Source organism: Calothrix sp. PCC 6303 (assembly GCF_000317435.1).
Taxonomy (GTDB): domain Bacteria; phylum Cyanobacteriota; class Cyanobacteriia; order Cyanobacteriales; family Nostocaceae; genus PCC-6303.
In genome coordinates this window covers 4,471,876-4,487,881 of the sequence record NC_019751.1, presented here as the reverse complement: position 1 = coordinate 4,487,881, position 16,006 = coordinate 4,471,876, and the positions used below count along the sequence as shown (strand labels likewise).

Below are 16,006 nucleotides of genomic sequence, written 5' to 3'. Positions count from 1 at the left end.
TTTTGCAATACTCGCTTCACTAAAGCAATATGCTTGTAATTTGCATTACTTATGTATGGCAATAGGGCTAACTAGCAAAAGTTTTCTCCAACTCTGATTCTTAGATCTATAAATTTTTATGCGCTACTCTTTGGTGAATCGGTTTAGGGGTGCTTTGCTAGGTGCATTAGTCAGTGAGAAAAAACTACTTGGTGTTACTTCCCTCAGCAAAGCTGTAGTTGCCAGTTGTGAAAGTCTAGTAAAATTGGGAACCTTAGATGTAAATGTTTGGCTAGAGTTGAAGTCAGATAAATTTGTCAAAGACAACGAAGTTATTAACTACCAAGTGAAGTGGATTTTGACGACATTGCCAGTAGCATTGTTTTTCCACGAAAACCCAATTAAGCTGCGGCAAAACTTAGTAAATGTAGCGCAAATATGGGACGATGAACCGATATTACGAGATGTAGCCTTAGTTTTTGGTTATGCGATCGCATTATCCCTGGAAGCAAGATTTACACCAAGTAATTTAATTCCCCAATTGCTGACATTTTTGGGGGAAACCTCTACAGACTTACCAGAAAAGCTATTAAAAGTTCAGGAATTGTCCCTACGAAGGGCAAGTTTAGAACAGATCAAAAGCGAATTAATACGACATAATCAGCTTTCTGAGATGATAGCCATCGCACTCTACTGTTTAATCACTTCTTTGGAAGATTTTCCCACATCAGTGTTGCGAGCATCCCAAAATGAACAATTATCCCCAGCCAGCAGTATAATTACCGGGGCATTATCAGGTGCATACAACAGCATCAGCGGAATTCCAATTTCGTGGCAAGTAAATCAACTAGAACCAGATTTTAGAGAGATAATTGCACTGTCAGACCAGTTATTTGCAGCATGGTCAGGAATATATGACTTGAATAGTTCAGCAAACCATGACACAGTTGAGAAATTTGCTGTTGTATCTGCACGAATCGTAAAGTGGATCTGATTTATTCGTTCAAGAAGGCAGTAGGGGCATTAAACCCCCTACTATTGATCAATTAGGATATCGCTGACAATTCTATTGAAGTCATTAGTTGAGAACAGTACAAGCAAGTGAAGATATTATTAATACTGAAGCTCTTGATAACATTCATCCATTTGCCTCAAGTCAGAACTAAAAAAGTCTGAATTAGTTAGCTTTAGGGCAATTATTTTTTAAGCCACTACTTACCTTTATGTTGTATATTAAAATTTGACAGTCAAGTATTTGTCCAAAAATACCAGGTGACAATTGTGAAAAACCAGCTTAATGGCTGTTTTCATCAGCAATTATCTGATTTTATACTGCCAAAGTAATAACTGCGATTACAAGGAATGAAGCAAGTGCCATTTTTCGAGTCCTTGACGCAGAAATTAAAGTACTGGCAGCGAATCTGCAAATTGCGATGCCGGAAGTTTGTTTTACATGCACAGGCAGTATGGAAATCTCGAAATAAGGTTTTACAATCAGGAATCAAATTAGTTAAGACAAGTACCCAAATCAAGTCTTTTGATATCAGTCGAATAGTACAGCGCTCATCTGCCATAGCCATAATTGCAATTTTATCCCTCACCAGTGTGATGGGACACAAATTATATAATCAACCTCAACTTCTGGTTGGTAGTATTGCACCTCAAACATTTTACGCCGCAAAAACACTTACAATCGAGAATAAACAAGAAACTCAGCAAAGACGGGATATAGCAAGTCAGGATTTGGTACCAGTGTTAATGATTGATGTGATGGTCAATCAAAGAATCGAGCAAAATCTCCATCAATTGCTAGAACAAGGTGATAAAGTTCGGGATGTAGCTGGTGAATTTCCATTTTTTGACACGTTGTTGTTATCTTATCCCACACAGCGCTATCTGCGTTCTACATCGGAATCAGAGTGGCAATTGTTTGTGACAACTATTAATAATTTGCAGCAAAAACAAAAAACATCTAAAACCAAATTACCATTAGTGATTGGCAAAGACCTTCAGTCAATCCCTAGAAATGCTAATTTGGAATTTGCTACTGCTGTGAATGAAATTCAATCATATCGCCAAACAACAGCCGAGTCGAACTTTTCAGCATTAATTAGCCATATCAGCAGAATCAGGAATGGATATATTGAAGCTCGTGTCAAGCTCAAAGAGTTAATTGAACTTAACCCTAATATTCCTTACACCGATACTTCCATTCTTAATTTATCCAGTGATAACTGGAATGAAACCAAGCTAGGAATTCAACATTGTATGGAAAGAATTCTAGCTCAAGGTTTGCCCCCAGGACTCCCAGATAATATTTTACAAGATGCTGTTAACCTGCATCTACGTTCACTTGTTCCGCCAGAATCTCAAGCCTTGGCAAGTAAAATATTAACAAGCGTATTGCAACCAAACCTGAAAAACGATGCAGCGAAAACACAAATTAGGGCTCAGCAAATAGTAGATAGAGTCACACCTGTGATGGTGGTGCTGGAAGCAGGGGACATTATTGTTAATCAGGGAGAAAAAATTAACTACTTAGATTACCAAGCTTTGGAAGCTTATCATCTAATTCAGCGTAAGGCTAATTGGTGGGGTTTATTAGCCTTGAGCTTATTAATTACCACTGCTATTGGTATTTATGCGGTAGTTGAACGACAAAATAAAGCAAAATTTCGGCAACGCGATCGCTTATTGATTTTGCTCCTAGGAATTAGTACACCACTAGTATTACTAATTACTCCTTACACCAGTTGGAGTGCTGTGGGGCTATTGCTGGGAAGCTTTTACGGAGCGACTATTAGCACTACGGTGATTGGCTTATTGGTGGTGTTGTTATCTGTAAGTATGGAAATTAGCCGCATTGCCTTGATTTCTGGGGCAGCAGGAGCCTTACTTGGAGGGGTCATTGCCCACCGAATGCGATCGCGTGAAGAATTAGCGCTATTGGGAATCGGGATTGCCCTCACCGAAGGAGGACTATATCTATTACTTAAGCTTTTTTTAGGCAGAATATTTGTTCCCAATTGGTATTTAGTTTTTCAGGAATCTCTATTATTTGCTGTCTCTGGATTAATTTGGACTATTGTGGCATTGGGTTTAAGTTCCTATTTAGAACAACTATTTGATATAGTTACACCAATTCGCCTCGCAGAATTAGCAAATCCTAATCGCACCCTCCTCAAACAACTGGCATCTAAAACTCCAGGAACCTTTCAGCATACCCTATTTGTTGCCAGTCTTGCCGAGGCAGCAGCCCGTAAGCTGGGTTGTAATATCGAATTGATTCGTGCTGGGACACTATACCACGATATTGGAAAAATGCACGACCCAGAAGCTTTTATTGAAAATCAGATGGGTAGACCCAACAAACACGATACCAAAATTAAGGATCCTTGGAAAAGTGCCGCCATCATTAAAAAGCACGTAACTGAAGGGTTAGTAATGGCAAAAAAACACCGCTTACCCAGTGCAATCCAAGCATTTATTCCCGAACACCAGGGAACCATGCAAATCGCCTATTTTTATCACCAAGCGCAGCAGCTTGCCAAAGAAAATCCCGAAATAACTGTTGATATTGCTGATTTTAGCTATGACGGACCGATACCGCGATCGCGTGAAACCGCAATCGTCATGTTAGCTGATTCCTGCGAAGCAGCACTACGTAGTCTTAAAGACACGACACCGGAACAAGCCCTAAACATGCTGAATAACATTCTTCGCGCTCGTTGGCAAGAGCGACAACTTGTTGATTCTGGACTTACAAGGGCAGAAATGACCGAAATGGCTGAAATATTTGTGGAAGTTTGGCAACAATTTCATCATAAACGCATCGCTTATCCGAAAACGAAAGTTAGCAATGATTTATAAGCAATACTGATTCTTTTCACTCCCCCATGTAATAAATTTATCTAAAAAAGGGAAAACTATAATTACTTGTTTGGCAAGAGTCAAAGAATCCTGCTGCACGAGTGACATTAACGTTATTCCTAAATTAGAAAATGATTCACAAACGTTTTTTTTACCCCTTAACCTTAGGGCTTTCCCTAGTACCAGCACTATGTCTTGTAATACTAACATCGCCAAAAACTTACGCACTTCCTGGACAAGCAACTGAAGAAGTAGAAGCTTGGATAAAATCCCATCCCACCTTACTTCCTAACCCCGGTGAGCGATTTTTTATTCAAAAAAGTGATACCGCAGCACAGCGCTTTACTTTCCAAGCATCAGTTTTGGCACCTGGAAAAGCAGGATTTGTAGGGCAGCGTAATACAATTCGTAATGAGCGGATTGCCATGTATGATGCTATTAATGGAATGAGCTTCAATCGTTTACAAGAATCACTACGAATTATTTACGGCTTAGATATTTACCAAGATTTTGAGCGCGCCCAAGTCATATATGATTACCCTAACCAAAGTGCAATCAATTCAGCGCGATTAGCAAAAACACCAATTCGTGAAGCACTGCAAGGGGAATTACGTTTAGGCGATCGCTATGGGTATTGGATGGAGGTTGCCCAGCCTAAAAATGGTAAAGCATATACAGGACAAATGCTAGTTTTTCTGAAAACTGATCTTGATAAGCTAGAAGCCGAATTACGAAATCGTTAAGAAAAAACTTCTAAACCCGAACAATCAAGTCATAACCCGTAGAGACGAGACATGTCACGTCTCTCTATATTTTCACGTAAAATAACTGTATATTTATTCTCAAAGTCTTGACTTAGGCACGATTCAAGCAATCTAACTAAATTTAAGTTTGCCAAACACCAGAAAATATACTCTCACAGGCAGATGCTATTCTGAGTAAATCTTCCTTAAATAAGGGGGGCCAATCGACACCATTTTTACGCCCGATAGCAAATAATTGTTGTGCCTTTAAAGTCAGTGAGTATAAGGCATAAGCTAATTCTCTATCTATATTTGTGGCTTCTTTTAACCCTTCAAACATCACCTTTAATGCTAACAAGATGGATGTAATTTGACCGGGTATAGGGGGTTTTCCCTGCTGCATACGTAACAACAAGGCTTCTGGATTTTCATCTGTTGCTATTGTCTGATCAATTAAGATTTTGCGTGCGGTTTCGTAATTCATAAGATCTAGAGTACCGTAGATCCGTAACCGGAAGGGAATTTAAAGTAGCCGTTTTTAGTTTCCCACATAAAATACACATAGTAAGCTACAACGCATCTAATTTGTATGTAAAACGCCGGCAGGACTTCGGCGTGAGCGCTTAGTCCTTACCTCCGGTACACTTCGTTCCGACAGGCTCAGGAACCATCGAACGCTGCCTGCACTAAAATCATTTTGTGTTTTTGGCTTATATTTTGACCTATATAATTTACCGCCACATTAGCTTATAAGTTAAAAAATGACCTTTCCTTACAAATCCCCAGGAAAGGTCATGCACAAAAAGATAAATTTGTCAACTTCTACTTAAGAAGCTGCAACTTCAACAGCAGCTACTGGAACAGGATAAACGCTAACTTTTTTACGGGTTTTACCTTTTCTTTCAAAAGCCACCACTCCATCAACTAAGGAAAACAAAGTATCATCCTTGCCGATACCAACGTTGTTACCGGGGTGGAACTTAGTACCGCGTTGACGAACCAAAATATTACCAGCGCGAACTGCTTGACCACCGTAACGCTTAACACCTAGCCTTTGAGCATTAGAGTCTCTACCGTTACGTGTACTACCTGTACCCTTCTTATGAGCCATAATTTCCTCTTTTGTTCGTCTTAGTGTTTTTATTTAACTTAGCACTTAGAGTTGAGAGTCAGAAGTGATAAATACAGATTCTGACTCGATATTCCCTGCTTTTTACTCAGCAGCAACATTAGGAGTTTCTACAGGTACCTCGGTTGCTTCAGCAATCACCGAACCATTCATGCTGATAGAGTTAATCATCAACCGGGTTACTTCTTGACGATGACCACGTTTTTTACGGGTTTTCTTCTTCGGTTGCATCTTATATACTAAGACTTTGCGATCGCGGAAATGTCGCATTACGGTTCCTTGGATCGTTGCTCCTGCAACCAAAGGTTGACCAATTGTGGTCTCACCATCGTGCTGCACCAGTAACACCGCATCTATAGTAATACTTTCTTCAGGTTCGTGATGAAGTAGTTCAATGTCGTAAAAACGACCTGGCTCAACACGTATCTGTTTACCACCAGTTTCAATAATTGCGTAAGTCATGAAATCGCCTTTTGAGTTTGCCGTACAGGTAGCTGGCTAGGGTTGCTATTGGCAAAACCCAAGCAAACTTATGTTTGTCAGCCAGCTTTTGTTATGTGTCTACCTGATCCGAGCAGGAATATAGACAGACAAACTCCCATCATATTTCGCAGGGTATAGAATGTCAATCAATATTTGGGCATATATTTTAAAAGTACGATTAAAAGTACGATTAAAATTACATAAATCTATAGTCTCAAAAAAACTTAAATGCGATAGCTTGCGCTGTTTCTTGGATGCCAGAATGGCTTTTGTCACTTCGCGTGAGCGTTCCGTAAGAATATTGCGTAATTTTGATATCTGCCGTTGTATCTACAAATTGACACAGAACAGCACCAGGTTCGAGTGACTTTTAGAGTAACTCGGACTTTTTCTTTTTTTTGAGCCTAGTTGAGCTAGGATGGCGTTAAAAAAGGAAAATATCGATAATGCAACGCGTCGAAGTCGAAAAAAGAAGCATTTTGATTGGTTTAGCGGGTAGTCATGGTTATGGGTTAAATCGTCCAGATTCGGATTACGACTATCGGGGAATTTTTATTGCTCCCAAAAAATATTACTTGGGTTTCGATAATGTTGAGCAGAAAGATAGTGGATGGGAAGATGAACCGGGAATATTGCCGTTTTTGGACGGGAACAAAGATACTGTAATTTACGAACTACGTAAGGTGGTACAGTTGCTTTCCGGTGCGAATCCTAATGTTTTGGAACTATTGTGGTTAGATAATTACCCCTTGTTGACTCCTGTTGGACAGAAATTAATTGAGCATAGACAATTATTTTTGAGCAAAAAAGTAAAACATACCTACTCCGGCTATGCTTTTGCCCAAATTAAAAAAATGGAAAGTCACCGGAAATGGTTATTACATCCACCACAAGCAAAACCATTACCTGCTGATTATGGGATTGGGGAAGATGAAGCACTTAGCAAAGAAGAATTAAATGCCTTTTTGGAATATCTATATTTAATTATTCGTGGCAAAATTGAGTTTCTGGAAGAGTCAGAACAGCTATATAAGTTGTTAACGGCTGATGTTGACTATAAAGGTGTACTAAAGCAATATACTTTAGCTGATGATATCTTAGGCTATACTCAAAAACTCACCAATAGCAGGAAAGACTTTATTCGGCTACTACAAAAAAGCCAAGCTTATCAAAATGCCCTACGTGAATGGAAAGCTTACCAATCTTGGCTAACTAACAGAAATCCAGCTAGGGCAGAAATGGAGAAAAAATCAGGTTTTGACCTCAAGCATGGGATGCATTGCATTCGTTTGTTGCGGAGTGGTGTGGAAATATTGCGAAGGGGAGAAGTCGTTGTTAATAGATATCAAGCAGGTGATGCGGAAGATTTAAAATTAATCCTTCGGGGTGAACTTTCCTATGAACAAGTGATGGAAATGTCACATAATTTAATGGCAGAAATGGAGAAAGTTTATGAGGAATCAGCCCTTACCCATCGACCAAATTTAGTAGAAATCAACGAATTATGTATGGAATTAGTGGAAATGCAAGGGTGGTAAATCAGTTATTAGTTATCAGCGAACAGTGAACACCGAACAGTTATGAGTTGTGTAGGTTGGGTGGAGGCTTTGCGTAACCAAACATTTATCAATAGGCAAAATATGAATTAGTGTGAATTTTGCTTGTTGATTAAGATATTTATAGTAAGTTGAAAATTTACTCGTTTTTCCAGTTAGTTTTGTTGGGTTACACTTTGTTCCAAGCAACCTACGGTTCTATTGCGATCGCACTGCTCATTTTACCCAGTCTTTGTGTATTCACCAAAAAAGACCCCGCTGTATAACAGGATTCTACTACGATCATAATCTTCACGAGAACTAATAGCGAAATTAAGGCACAATAGAATAAACAGCGACAATCCCACGCTATTATTCATGAGCTACTGCCTGAATCCCCTTTGTCCCAAACCTCAAAATACCAATGACGGTAAATTTTGCTTAACCTGCGGCTCTAAACTACTTCTCAAAGATAGATATCGTGGAATCAAACCCATTGGGCAAGGTGGTTTTGGGCGAACTTTCTTGGCAATAGATGAAGATAAGCCTTCTAAACCCTATTGTGTAATTAAACAATTTTACCCCCAAGCACAGGGAACCAGCACCATCCAAAAAGCTGTGGAATTGTTCAACCAAGAAGCGATGCGCTTGGATGAATTGGGTGAACATCCCCAAATCCCTGATTTATTAGCATATTTTACCCAAGATGACCGCCAATATCTAATTCAGGAGTTTATTGAAGGGCAGAATCTAGCGCAGGAACTAGGAAATAATGGCGTATTTAATGAAGGACAAATCCGCCAAATATTAAATGAATTATTATCAATATTGCAATTTTGTCATACCAAACAGGTAATTCATCGAGATATTAAGCCAGAAAATATCATTTGGCGGAGAAACAATTTTGCCAGTAATAATACTTTAGTTTTAGTTGATTTTGGTGCTTCTAAAGTTGCCACCAATACAGCTTTAAATCGCACGGGAACGAGTATTGGCAGTCCAGAGTATGTTGCACCTGAACAAATTCGCGGTAAAGTTTTATTCGCTAGTGATATTTTTAGTTTGGGTGTAACTTGTTTGCATTTACTCACAGGAAAATCGCCCTTTGATTTGCATGATGCAAATACTGATACTTGGATTTGGCGACAATATTTACAAAGTCAAAATTCTGTCAGTGCAGAATTGGAAAAAGTTCTTAACCACATGACAGAAAGTATTCCGGCAAAACGTTATCAGCAAGCCGATGATGTGATTCGGGATTTAAATAAACTCACACAAATTAGTGTTAAGCCAAGTAATCATAGTCAAGCAGTCAAACCTGTTCAAATATCACCAAATCAACCAACTAATCAACCACTCAATTTAGTTGAGCAGGAATTGGAAGAGATGAAAACGGCATTTTTAACTGGTGGAAATAAGAATACTCCTAATCCTCCATCCCAGTCACCAACTGCCTTACCTGCCAACAAAAGCAAAATTGATGAGGAATTGGAAGAGATGCGAAGCAAGTTTTTGGGGAATTGATGGGTTTGGAGTTAAATTCGTAGGGCTGTAACAAATGCATAATTCGTTGATTTCTCCCGTAAAGTTAAAACAAAAACAAATTTAACAGGAGGTTATCGAGATGCAGAAAATTTTATATAGTCTAATGATCACAAGTTTAGTTGTTATAGCTCCTGGGAATATAAATACCCTAACACGCGGTCAATCTCCTGAAATATCTACATCTCAGGAAACTGAACAGTTTCTAACTAAGAATGAATTATATTTCGGCTTATCAAAACCAACAGGTGCAAAAATTTCTGAATTTGAATGGCAGCAATTTCTAAATACCGTCATTACACCTGGTTTCCAAGAAGGACTAACCGTTATTGATGCCAACGGACAGTATCTAAATAATGTAGGTAAACTCACTAAAGAAAAAACTAAGTTAGTGATTTTGATTCACGAGAAGAATCCAAGCAAAAACAAAATGATTCAAGAAGTTATAGCCAATTACAAGCAAAAATTCCAGCAAGAATCAGTTTTACAAGTGACAAGCGATGTTAAAGTATCCTTCAATAAATAGCAGTAGAGACGCGAAATTTCGCGTCTCTACAATTCAGTTAAACCCGAAATAAAGGGGGTTTTGCCAAAACTCAGTTATTTCTTCGCTTCAGTAATAGGTACCCATTCAGTATGGAAAGTACCAGCTTTGTCAGTACGCAAATAGGTATGCGCTCCAAAGTAGTCGCGTTGTGCTTGGGTGAGATTTTGGGGTAAGCGATCGCGTCGATAGCTATCGAAATAGTCTAAGGAAGCACTGAAAGCGGGAACGGGAATACCCAATTGTGCCGCAGTCATGATCACTTCACGCCAAGCAGTTTGACGATCTAGGATTGTTTGCTTAAATTCTGGCGCTAACAAGAGGTTTGCCAAAGACGCATTTTCATCGTATGCGTGTTTAATTTTATTCAAGAAACCAGCCCGAATAATACAACCACCTTTCCAAATTCGAGCCAATTCACCCAAGGTCAAATTCCAGTTATAGGTATTAGAAGCTGTACCTAATAACGCCATCCCTTGAGCGTAAGAACAAATCTTCGAGCAGTAAAGAGCATCCCGAACTTTGTTGATAAATGCCTTAGTGTCACCACTAAATTTAGCAGAAGGACCAGTTAACTGCTTCGATGCGGCAATCCGTTCATCACGGATTGAAGATAAAATACGGGCATTTACAGCCGCGATCATTGTGGGGACAGCAACACCCAATTCTAAAGCGGTTTGAATTGTCCAGCGTCCAGTTCCCTTTTGTCCTGCTGCATCCACAATCAACTCAACCAAGGGTTTCTTGGTATCAGGGTCGATGTAGGGGAAAATGTTAGCAGTAATCTCAATCAAAAATGAATTGAGTTCGTCGGTGGTGTTCCACTCAGTAAACACTTGGTGTAACTGGGTATGATCCAGTCCAGCCACGTTTTTCAATAGGTCATATGCTTCTGCAATGAGCTGCATATCACCATACTCAATCCCGTTGTGAACCATTTTCACATAGTGACCCGAACCACCGGGACCAATGTAAGTCACACAAGGACCATCATCGACCTGAGCCGCGATTTTAGTCAAAATAGGGGACAAGAACTCATAGGAGCTTTCTGTGCCACCAGGCATCAAGGAGGGACCATTCAGCGCACCTTCTTCACCACCACTAACGCCCATGCCGATGTAACGTAAACCAGTTGGTTCAAGTTCCTTAGTCCGACGGTCGGTATCTTCAAACCAAGAGTTACCACCATCGATAATAATATCGCCTTCATCCAACAACGGCTTGAGTTGCTCAATCACCGCATCAACTGGTTTACCAGCTTGTACCATCACCAAAATTCGGCGAGGACGTTCTAACAAAGCGACAAACTCCTTCAGATCATAAGCCGCTTTGACGTTACGACCCCCAGCACGATTTGCCATGAAGGCATCAGTTTTTTCTCTTGAACGGTTGTAAACGGCGATTGGGAAGCCATTTCGCTCTACGTTGAGGGCAATATTTTCCCCCATTACGGCTAAACCAATCACACCAAAGCTTTGCAATGTCATAATCTTATTGGCTAACTCTTGCGGTTCCTATCATTTTTAGGGTAGTCCGAGATTTTCAGTTCTTCCCTAAAGAAGACATTAAGAGTTTAACCGAAGTGCAAAAATAGGCAATCGATACAAATAATTAATTTTAATTTGTGTCTGAATCTACAATTAGGCTTGCAAAACCTGAGAAATTGAATTAATTAAATGGGGAAACGGGAATGGAAAGACTAAAATTACGGCTAATTTTGAGTTGCATCCTACATTTCTAACTAAGTAAGTCGGCGAGAAAAAACAACCATGTAACGAAAAGTAAAATCTCTGTATTTGCCTCGTAGTTGTAATTTAGTGCTATAGACGCGCAGCGGCTTCTCGCAGAGTAGCGCAACTACAAACCAGTGATAATTATTTACGCCGACTTACTTATTAATCGATTCCCAATTTCCCATTCCCAGTTTCCAGAATTTAGTTTCAGGAGTTTAAAATGCTTGCATATGTTTTAGCTTTGTCAGTAGGTCTTGGTAGCATAGCTGTTTATATGACGGCTTTCTTTTTTCCCGAAATTCACCGCAAAAATGATTTTATCTGGAGTGGTGTCGGTTTATTCTACGCTCTAGTGATCTGGATCTTTGCGCGGCGTATTAGTGGAGGTCTTTTACTCGGTCATGTGGCGAGTATTTCCCTACTATACTGGTTCGGCTGGCAGACTTTTAGTTTACGCCGCCAAGTGACACCAGCGATACAACAAACTCCTGTACCCAGTACTGAACAATTACAAAGTACTATTACTGACCAGGTGAACAAGTTATCGCTTCCCGATAAATTAACGGGTTTAAAATCTAGCTTTAGTCGAGTTTTTGGTGGTGTTCAAGATAAAATCAAGGATCGTACCAGTGCCTCTAAACCTGTGAAGACACCCACAACTACACCTGTTATTGTGGATACACCCACTAAGATTCTTGATGAATTGAGTGATATGGTAGCTGAACCACCTGCGGAAGTAGTGGAGACTAAGAGTGAAGAGACGGTTGTGGAAAATCCTGTGACAGATGTTGTAAATGTTCCACCAATCGTCGTCATCGACAACACTACGGCAGATGTTCCGTCATCAGCAGTGGTGGAAGAATCCCCCGAAAATGGTGATTCTAGTCATTCTTAGGGGTAGCAGTCTGTCGATTTTGTGTTGACGGTTATATGCTACTGCAAGCGGTTAGCTTTTAGCCTTTAGCTATTAAGTTTAATCCAAAGGCGCTGTAGTAATTTAGGAAGTCCACTTTCTAGCCGTTTTTGGTATAATACCAATTTTAAAAAACAATGCGACAGAATAGATATTTGTAGAGACGTAGCACTGCTACGTCTCTACCGTTGGATGTGTTGCAATCATTATTTGAATTGGTATAACTAGAAAAACTCTAGAAAGATTGTAGAGAGGTTCCACTGGAACCTCTCTACAAGGTTTGTAGCTAAATGATATGATCAGCAGTTTTCAGCTATTTGAACCACATCAACCGTAAGGGTAAAGCCCATTGCTAAACCCCTACAGGATGGTCTGAAAATAGCTGTAACTATTCTACTTCCTGGTATATCTGTGTTTGACACCTATGGGAAAATACTCTGTGTCACCATGTGCTTTTAATGTAACTTGCGGGGTTTGATATTCGGGAGGAACATAATTGGCAAACTCACTATTTAGGCGCTTGAGTTGTGTCACTATTGAAGTTGTAAGTAGTTGGATTTTTTCCTGACTTTCTTCAACTCCCGATATTAATTCCACAGTGACTGACAAAAATCGATTTTTGTCTTCGTTTTCAAGCACTTGTAAGACAAACTTTCCTGTCACCCATTCCCGAATTCCAGGTTGTTCTAAACCCACTGAAATATTCTCAGGGTAAATATTGGCACCAAAATAGGAAACGGTGAAATTTGAGCGCCCGAAAACATAGACAAAGGGTAAGGGACGAATACCCCTCTTAGATGTAGATAATTCTGGGTGGGAGATGGGATTAAAGCCCCACTGTACCAAAAATTCCAGCATGGCATCGTAAGTAATTATCCCACCACTATCCAAAATATTATACCGAATTAGGGGGATACCATTATTACCAGAAAATAGTAACTTGCCCTCCTCAACTTCAAAAAAGCGACTGATGGGGTCATACTGAAGCAAGGTTGGTAATCGTGATTCTCCAAATAAACTGCGTGCAGCTTCGGGATTTTCCGAGAGAAAGCGACGAATACAGATACTTAAGGGTGTTTCGTTTCCCAAGACTCCCGCATCTGCGGTTCCATAGAGTGATGCAAAGTCGTAACAGGGATTTTGAGAACCGATTCTTTGAGATACTAAATTTCGCCATTCTTCGCTAAATACTTCGCCCGCTGTCACCAGTTTAATGTTGTATTGCTGCCATTCCACGCCTGTTGTAATGCCTGTATCAATAACATCTTTGACGAATGGTGGATAGCCTAATAATACGACTTGCTGGAACATGGTGCCAAGTTCGCCAATTACACGTAAAATTTCAGCTTTATTATTACCAGGAGTAATGACGGTGAGGGGATAACCTTTACTAGCAAGGTAGCGACAGCAGGTAGTTGTAAACATTCCCCCCACCCAGGTACCGAGGGTAAAACAAATGACAGCTAAGGTGGATTTGGTATCGGCAAAAAAGCTGTCGTGGAAGATTTGCTCAAAACGAGTAGTAATTTCTAGTTCATCGCTGAAGCTGCGACACCAAAAAGTCGGTTTACCAGTGGATCCTGATGAGACAGCGATCGCATCACTTGTTTCAACCCTACCACTGCGACATAAACTAGGAAGGGAATGACGTTGAAGGTAGTTTTCTTTGGTTAGGGGTGGTAGGGTCTGAAAATCGTCGAAGGTTTGGATATTGCTGGAATTGATGCCGTTTTCCGTCAAAAAAGCATGGTATGCGGGTACTGTTGCCGCAACATCGTGGAATAATTCGATTACCGCTGCTGTGGGTTCGGTATCATAGTGTTGTTGCAGATGAGTATCAACGGAATTATTTAAGAAGTTGCTAAATGCAGTAAGATCATGTTGGCGTTTTGCTTCGGAATCGGTCATCATATTACACCCATTCTACTTTTTGCCGTTCTTCTATCACACGCTGATAAACTTGTTCGGTTTGGTGAGCAAGTTTTGTCCAATTGAAACGTCGTGCTAAATCTTCATAGGCATTATCAATCAACCATTGGGTATAACCGGGATTTTTCAATACTTCCAAAATTCCCCAAGCTAAGGAATCGGGGTTATTTGTATAAGTGATAATACCAGTTTTGCTGTGACGTACAACTTCTGGAAAACCACCAGTATCAGATACGACAACCGGGACGCGGGAAGCAAAACTTTCTAATGCTACAATTCCAAAGGGTTCATACAAACTGGGAAAAACTGCACAATCGGCGACTGTTTGAAATTTGTCTAAGTACTCATCGGAAATGAAGCCTGTAAAATAACAGTTGTGCCAAATTCCCAAATCCCAAGCTAGCTGCTTGAGGTTATCGGTGTTACCACCACCAATAAATATAAATTTGACATTTCCACCCATTTCCCAGAGAACTTGAGGTGCTGCATTTAAAAGTACCGATACACCTTTTTCATAGGTCATCCGTCCGACATAGTAAACTATTTTTTCCCGATCTTCAGCAAAGCAACGACGGAAATCTTGAGAGTGAAAATTTTGGTGATGTTGTTTTTTTTCGGCACGGATGCCATTATAAACCACATCAATTTTATCACCGGGGCTATGTAATGCATACTCAACTTCCCGCCGCATATAGTCACTACAGACGATAATTCGCCAAGCATTAAATGCTAATAGCTCTTCTTTACCCTGAATATAGTTTTGAATTTCGGAATGAATCCCATTATGCCGTCCATGCTCAGTCGCGTGAATTGTGGCAACTAGGGGAATCTTGAAGTTGTGCTTGAGTGCGATCGCGCAATCACCAACAAGCCAATCATGGGCATGAATTAAATCAAAACCACCTTCTTCTAAAATCACTTTACCACCATGTTGTCCCATGCTTTGATTCATGTTCACAACCCAATGGAAAAAATCATTCCCCGGTGCAACTGCAACCCGATGTACCTTCACCCCTTCCACTTCTTCATATTTCGGTGCTTGCCCAAATTCGGTGGTAATTAAAAAAACTTCATGTCCCAGTTTCACCAATTCTGGATAAAGTTCACCCACATGACGCGCAATTCCACCCACGATACGCGGCGGAAATTCCCAAGTCAACACCAATATTCTCATAGTCCTTTCACTCCCCACCCGTTACAAATCTCTATATATAGAAACATCTGAAAATATCAGTTTGGCAAGAAAAGTTAATCTTATAGTGGTAAAATTTATTGTTTCTTAATATTGTGTCTCTCCAAATCTGATTCTATAATTCACATAGCTATGCTCCTCAATTAGTAACTTTACTTTTTTATCAAGTAAAACTCTAGCTTTTTGACAAACACCTCTTTATTATCACTGGTATGTGATCAAGCATCTCTAATTTTCAGCTTGCAGTTTGGTTTTGCTACGAAACAGGTAAATTTAAATTTATTGAAAATTTTCCACTATTAACTTCAATACATTATTGATGGTGAATCATGCCAGATAAAAATTTTCTTCCCATGATCTGTAAGGGATTGACAAAATCAACGATCTTTTGGTTAATCTTAAGCCTTGTATTTT

The 16,006-nt window shown here is 39.8% G+C and carries 13 protein-coding genes; 7 read left to right on the top strand and 6 right to left on the bottom strand.

Features of this window, described 5'->3' with window-relative positions:
- Positions 1–118 precede the first annotated feature (118 nt).
- The 3 genes from CAL6303_RS18385 (at position 119) to CAL6303_RS18375 (ending at position 4,592) form a co-directional block, all read left to right on the top strand.
- Complete coding sequence (locus CAL6303_RS18385) at positions 119–973, top strand: ADP-ribosylglycohydrolase family protein (protein WP_015199324.1); 855 nt, start codon at positions 119–121, stop codon at positions 971–973.
- 368 nt (positions 974–1,341) lie between these two features.
- A complete protein-coding gene (locus CAL6303_RS18380; RefSeq protein WP_015199323.1) occupies positions 1,342–3,849 on the top strand; it encodes an HD family phosphohydrolase in 2,508 nt (835 codons plus the stop codon).
- Positions 3,850–3,980: 131 nt separating this feature from the next.
- A complete protein-coding gene (locus CAL6303_RS18375) occupies positions 3,981–4,592 on the top strand; it encodes a hypothetical protein (protein ID WP_015199322.1) in 612 nt (203 codons plus the stop codon).
- Positions 4,593–4,734: 142 nt separating this feature from the next.
- Here the strand turns inward: CAL6303_RS18375 and CAL6303_RS18370 are convergent, their stop codons facing one another.
- The 3 genes from CAL6303_RS18370 to rplU form a co-directional block, all read right to left on the bottom strand.
- Positions 4,735–5,076, bottom strand: a complete 342-nt coding sequence (locus CAL6303_RS18370) for a hypothetical protein (RefSeq protein ID WP_015199321.1) — start codon at positions 5,074–5,076, stop codon at positions 4,735–4,737.
- A 342-nt stretch (positions 5,077–5,418) separates the two neighbouring features.
- The gene (gene rpmA / locus CAL6303_RS18365) at positions 5,419–5,703 is read right to left on the bottom strand and encodes a 50S ribosomal protein L27 (protein WP_015199320.1); all 285 of its coding nucleotides are present in this window, start codon (positions 5,701–5,703) and stop codon (positions 5,419–5,421) included.
- 102 nt (positions 5,704–5,805) lie between these two features.
- The gene (rplU, locus tag CAL6303_RS18360; RefSeq protein ID WP_015199319.1) at positions 5,806–6,183 is read right to left on the bottom strand and encodes a 50S ribosomal protein L21; all 378 of its coding nucleotides are present in this window, start codon (positions 6,181–6,183) and stop codon (positions 5,806–5,808) included.
- 467 nt (positions 6,184–6,650) lie between these two features.
- Between rplU and CAL6303_RS18355 the strand changes: the two genes are divergently transcribed.
- The 3 genes from CAL6303_RS18355 to CAL6303_RS18345 all read left to right on the top strand — a co-directional run bounded on the left by CAL6303_RS18355 (position 6,651) and on the right by CAL6303_RS18345 (position 9,807).
- On the top strand, positions 6,651–7,742 hold the full coding sequence (locus CAL6303_RS18355) for a DNA polymerase beta superfamily protein (RefSeq protein ID WP_015199318.1): 1,092 nt from the start codon (positions 6,651–6,653) through the stop codon (positions 7,740–7,742).
- A 375-nt stretch (positions 7,743–8,117) separates the two neighbouring features.
- A complete protein-coding gene (locus CAL6303_RS18350) occupies positions 8,118–9,263 on the top strand; it encodes a serine/threonine-protein kinase (protein WP_015199317.1) in 1,146 nt (381 codons plus the stop codon).
- Positions 9,264–9,363: 100 nt separating this feature from the next.
- Entirely contained in the window at positions 9,364–9,807 is a 444-nt protein-coding gene (locus CAL6303_RS18345) for a DUF3574 domain-containing protein (RefSeq protein WP_015199316.1), read from the top strand.
- A 74-nt stretch (positions 9,808–9,881) separates the two neighbouring features.
- Here CAL6303_RS18345 and gndA read toward each other — a convergent pair whose 3' ends face one another.
- Positions 9,882–11,312, bottom strand: coding sequence for an NADP-dependent phosphogluconate dehydrogenase (gene gndA / locus CAL6303_RS18340; protein ID WP_015199315.1), 1,431 nt, complete (start codon positions 11,310–11,312; stop codon positions 9,882–9,884).
- A 466-nt stretch (positions 11,313–11,778) separates the two neighbouring features.
- Between gndA and CAL6303_RS28610 the strand changes: the two genes are divergently transcribed.
- Positions 11,779–12,453, top strand: coding sequence for a Ycf66 family protein (locus CAL6303_RS28610; protein ID WP_015199314.1), 675 nt, complete (start codon positions 11,779–11,781; stop codon positions 12,451–12,453).
- Positions 12,454–12,864: 411 nt separating this feature from the next.
- On the opposite strand, the gene CAL6303_RS18330 is transcribed toward CAL6303_RS28610, so the two are convergent.
- Together CAL6303_RS18330 and CAL6303_RS18325 are read right to left on the bottom strand one after the other, a co-directional pair.
- Positions 12,865–14,382: a phenylacetate--CoA ligase family protein gene (locus CAL6303_RS18330; RefSeq protein ID WP_015199313.1), complete on the bottom strand. Its 1,518-nt coding sequence runs from the start codon at positions 14,380–14,382 to the stop codon at positions 12,865–12,867.
- Between the two features lies 1 nt (position 14,383).
- On the bottom strand, positions 14,384–15,574 hold the full coding sequence (locus tag CAL6303_RS18325) for a glycosyltransferase family 4 protein (RefSeq protein WP_015199312.1): 1,191 nt from the start codon (positions 15,572–15,574) through the stop codon (positions 14,384–14,386).
- Between the last annotated feature and the right edge of the window lie 432 nt (positions 15,575–16,006).

Coding starts and splice junctions, on each gene's coding strand:
- CAL6303_RS18345 (WP_015199316.1), top strand. CDS start 9,364: ATGCAGAAAATTTTATATAGTCTAATGATCACAAGTTTAGTTGTTATA.
- rpmA (WP_015199320.1), bottom strand. CDS start 5,703: ATGGCTCATAAGAAGGGTACAGGTAGTACACGTAACGGTAGAGACTCT.
- CAL6303_RS18385 (WP_015199324.1), top strand. CDS start 119: ATGCGCTACTCTTTGGTGAATCGGTTTAGGGGTGCTTTGCTAGGTGCA.
- CAL6303_RS18375 (WP_015199322.1), top strand. CDS start 3,981: ATGATTCACAAACGTTTTTTTTACCCCTTAACCTTAGGGCTTTCCCTA.
- rplU (WP_015199319.1), bottom strand. CDS start 6,183: ATGACTTACGCAATTATTGAAACTGGTGGTAAACAGATACGTGTTGAG.
- gndA (WP_015199315.1), bottom strand. CDS start 11,312: ATGACATTGCAAAGCTTTGGTGTGATTGGTTTAGCCGTAATGGGGGAA.
- CAL6303_RS18350 (WP_015199317.1), top strand. CDS start 8,118: ATGAGCTACTGCCTGAATCCCCTTTGTCCCAAACCTCAAAATACCAAT.
- CAL6303_RS18380 (WP_015199323.1), top strand. CDS start 1,342: ATGAAGCAAGTGCCATTTTTCGAGTCCTTGACGCAGAAATTAAAGTAC.
- CAL6303_RS18370 (WP_015199321.1), bottom strand. CDS start 5,076: ATGAATTACGAAACCGCACGCAAAATCTTAATTGATCAGACAATAGCA.
- CAL6303_RS18330 (WP_015199313.1), bottom strand. CDS start 14,382: ATGATGACCGATTCCGAAGCAAAACGCCAACATGATCTTACTGCATTT.
- CAL6303_RS28610 (WP_015199314.1), top strand. CDS start 11,779: ATGCTTGCATATGTTTTAGCTTTGTCAGTAGGTCTTGGTAGCATAGCT.
- CAL6303_RS18355 (WP_015199318.1), top strand. CDS start 6,651: ATGCAACGCGTCGAAGTCGAAAAAAGAAGCATTTTGATTGGTTTAGCG.
- CAL6303_RS18325 (WP_015199312.1), bottom strand. CDS start 15,574: ATGAGAATATTGGTGTTGACTTGGGAATTTCCGCCGCGTATCGTGGGT.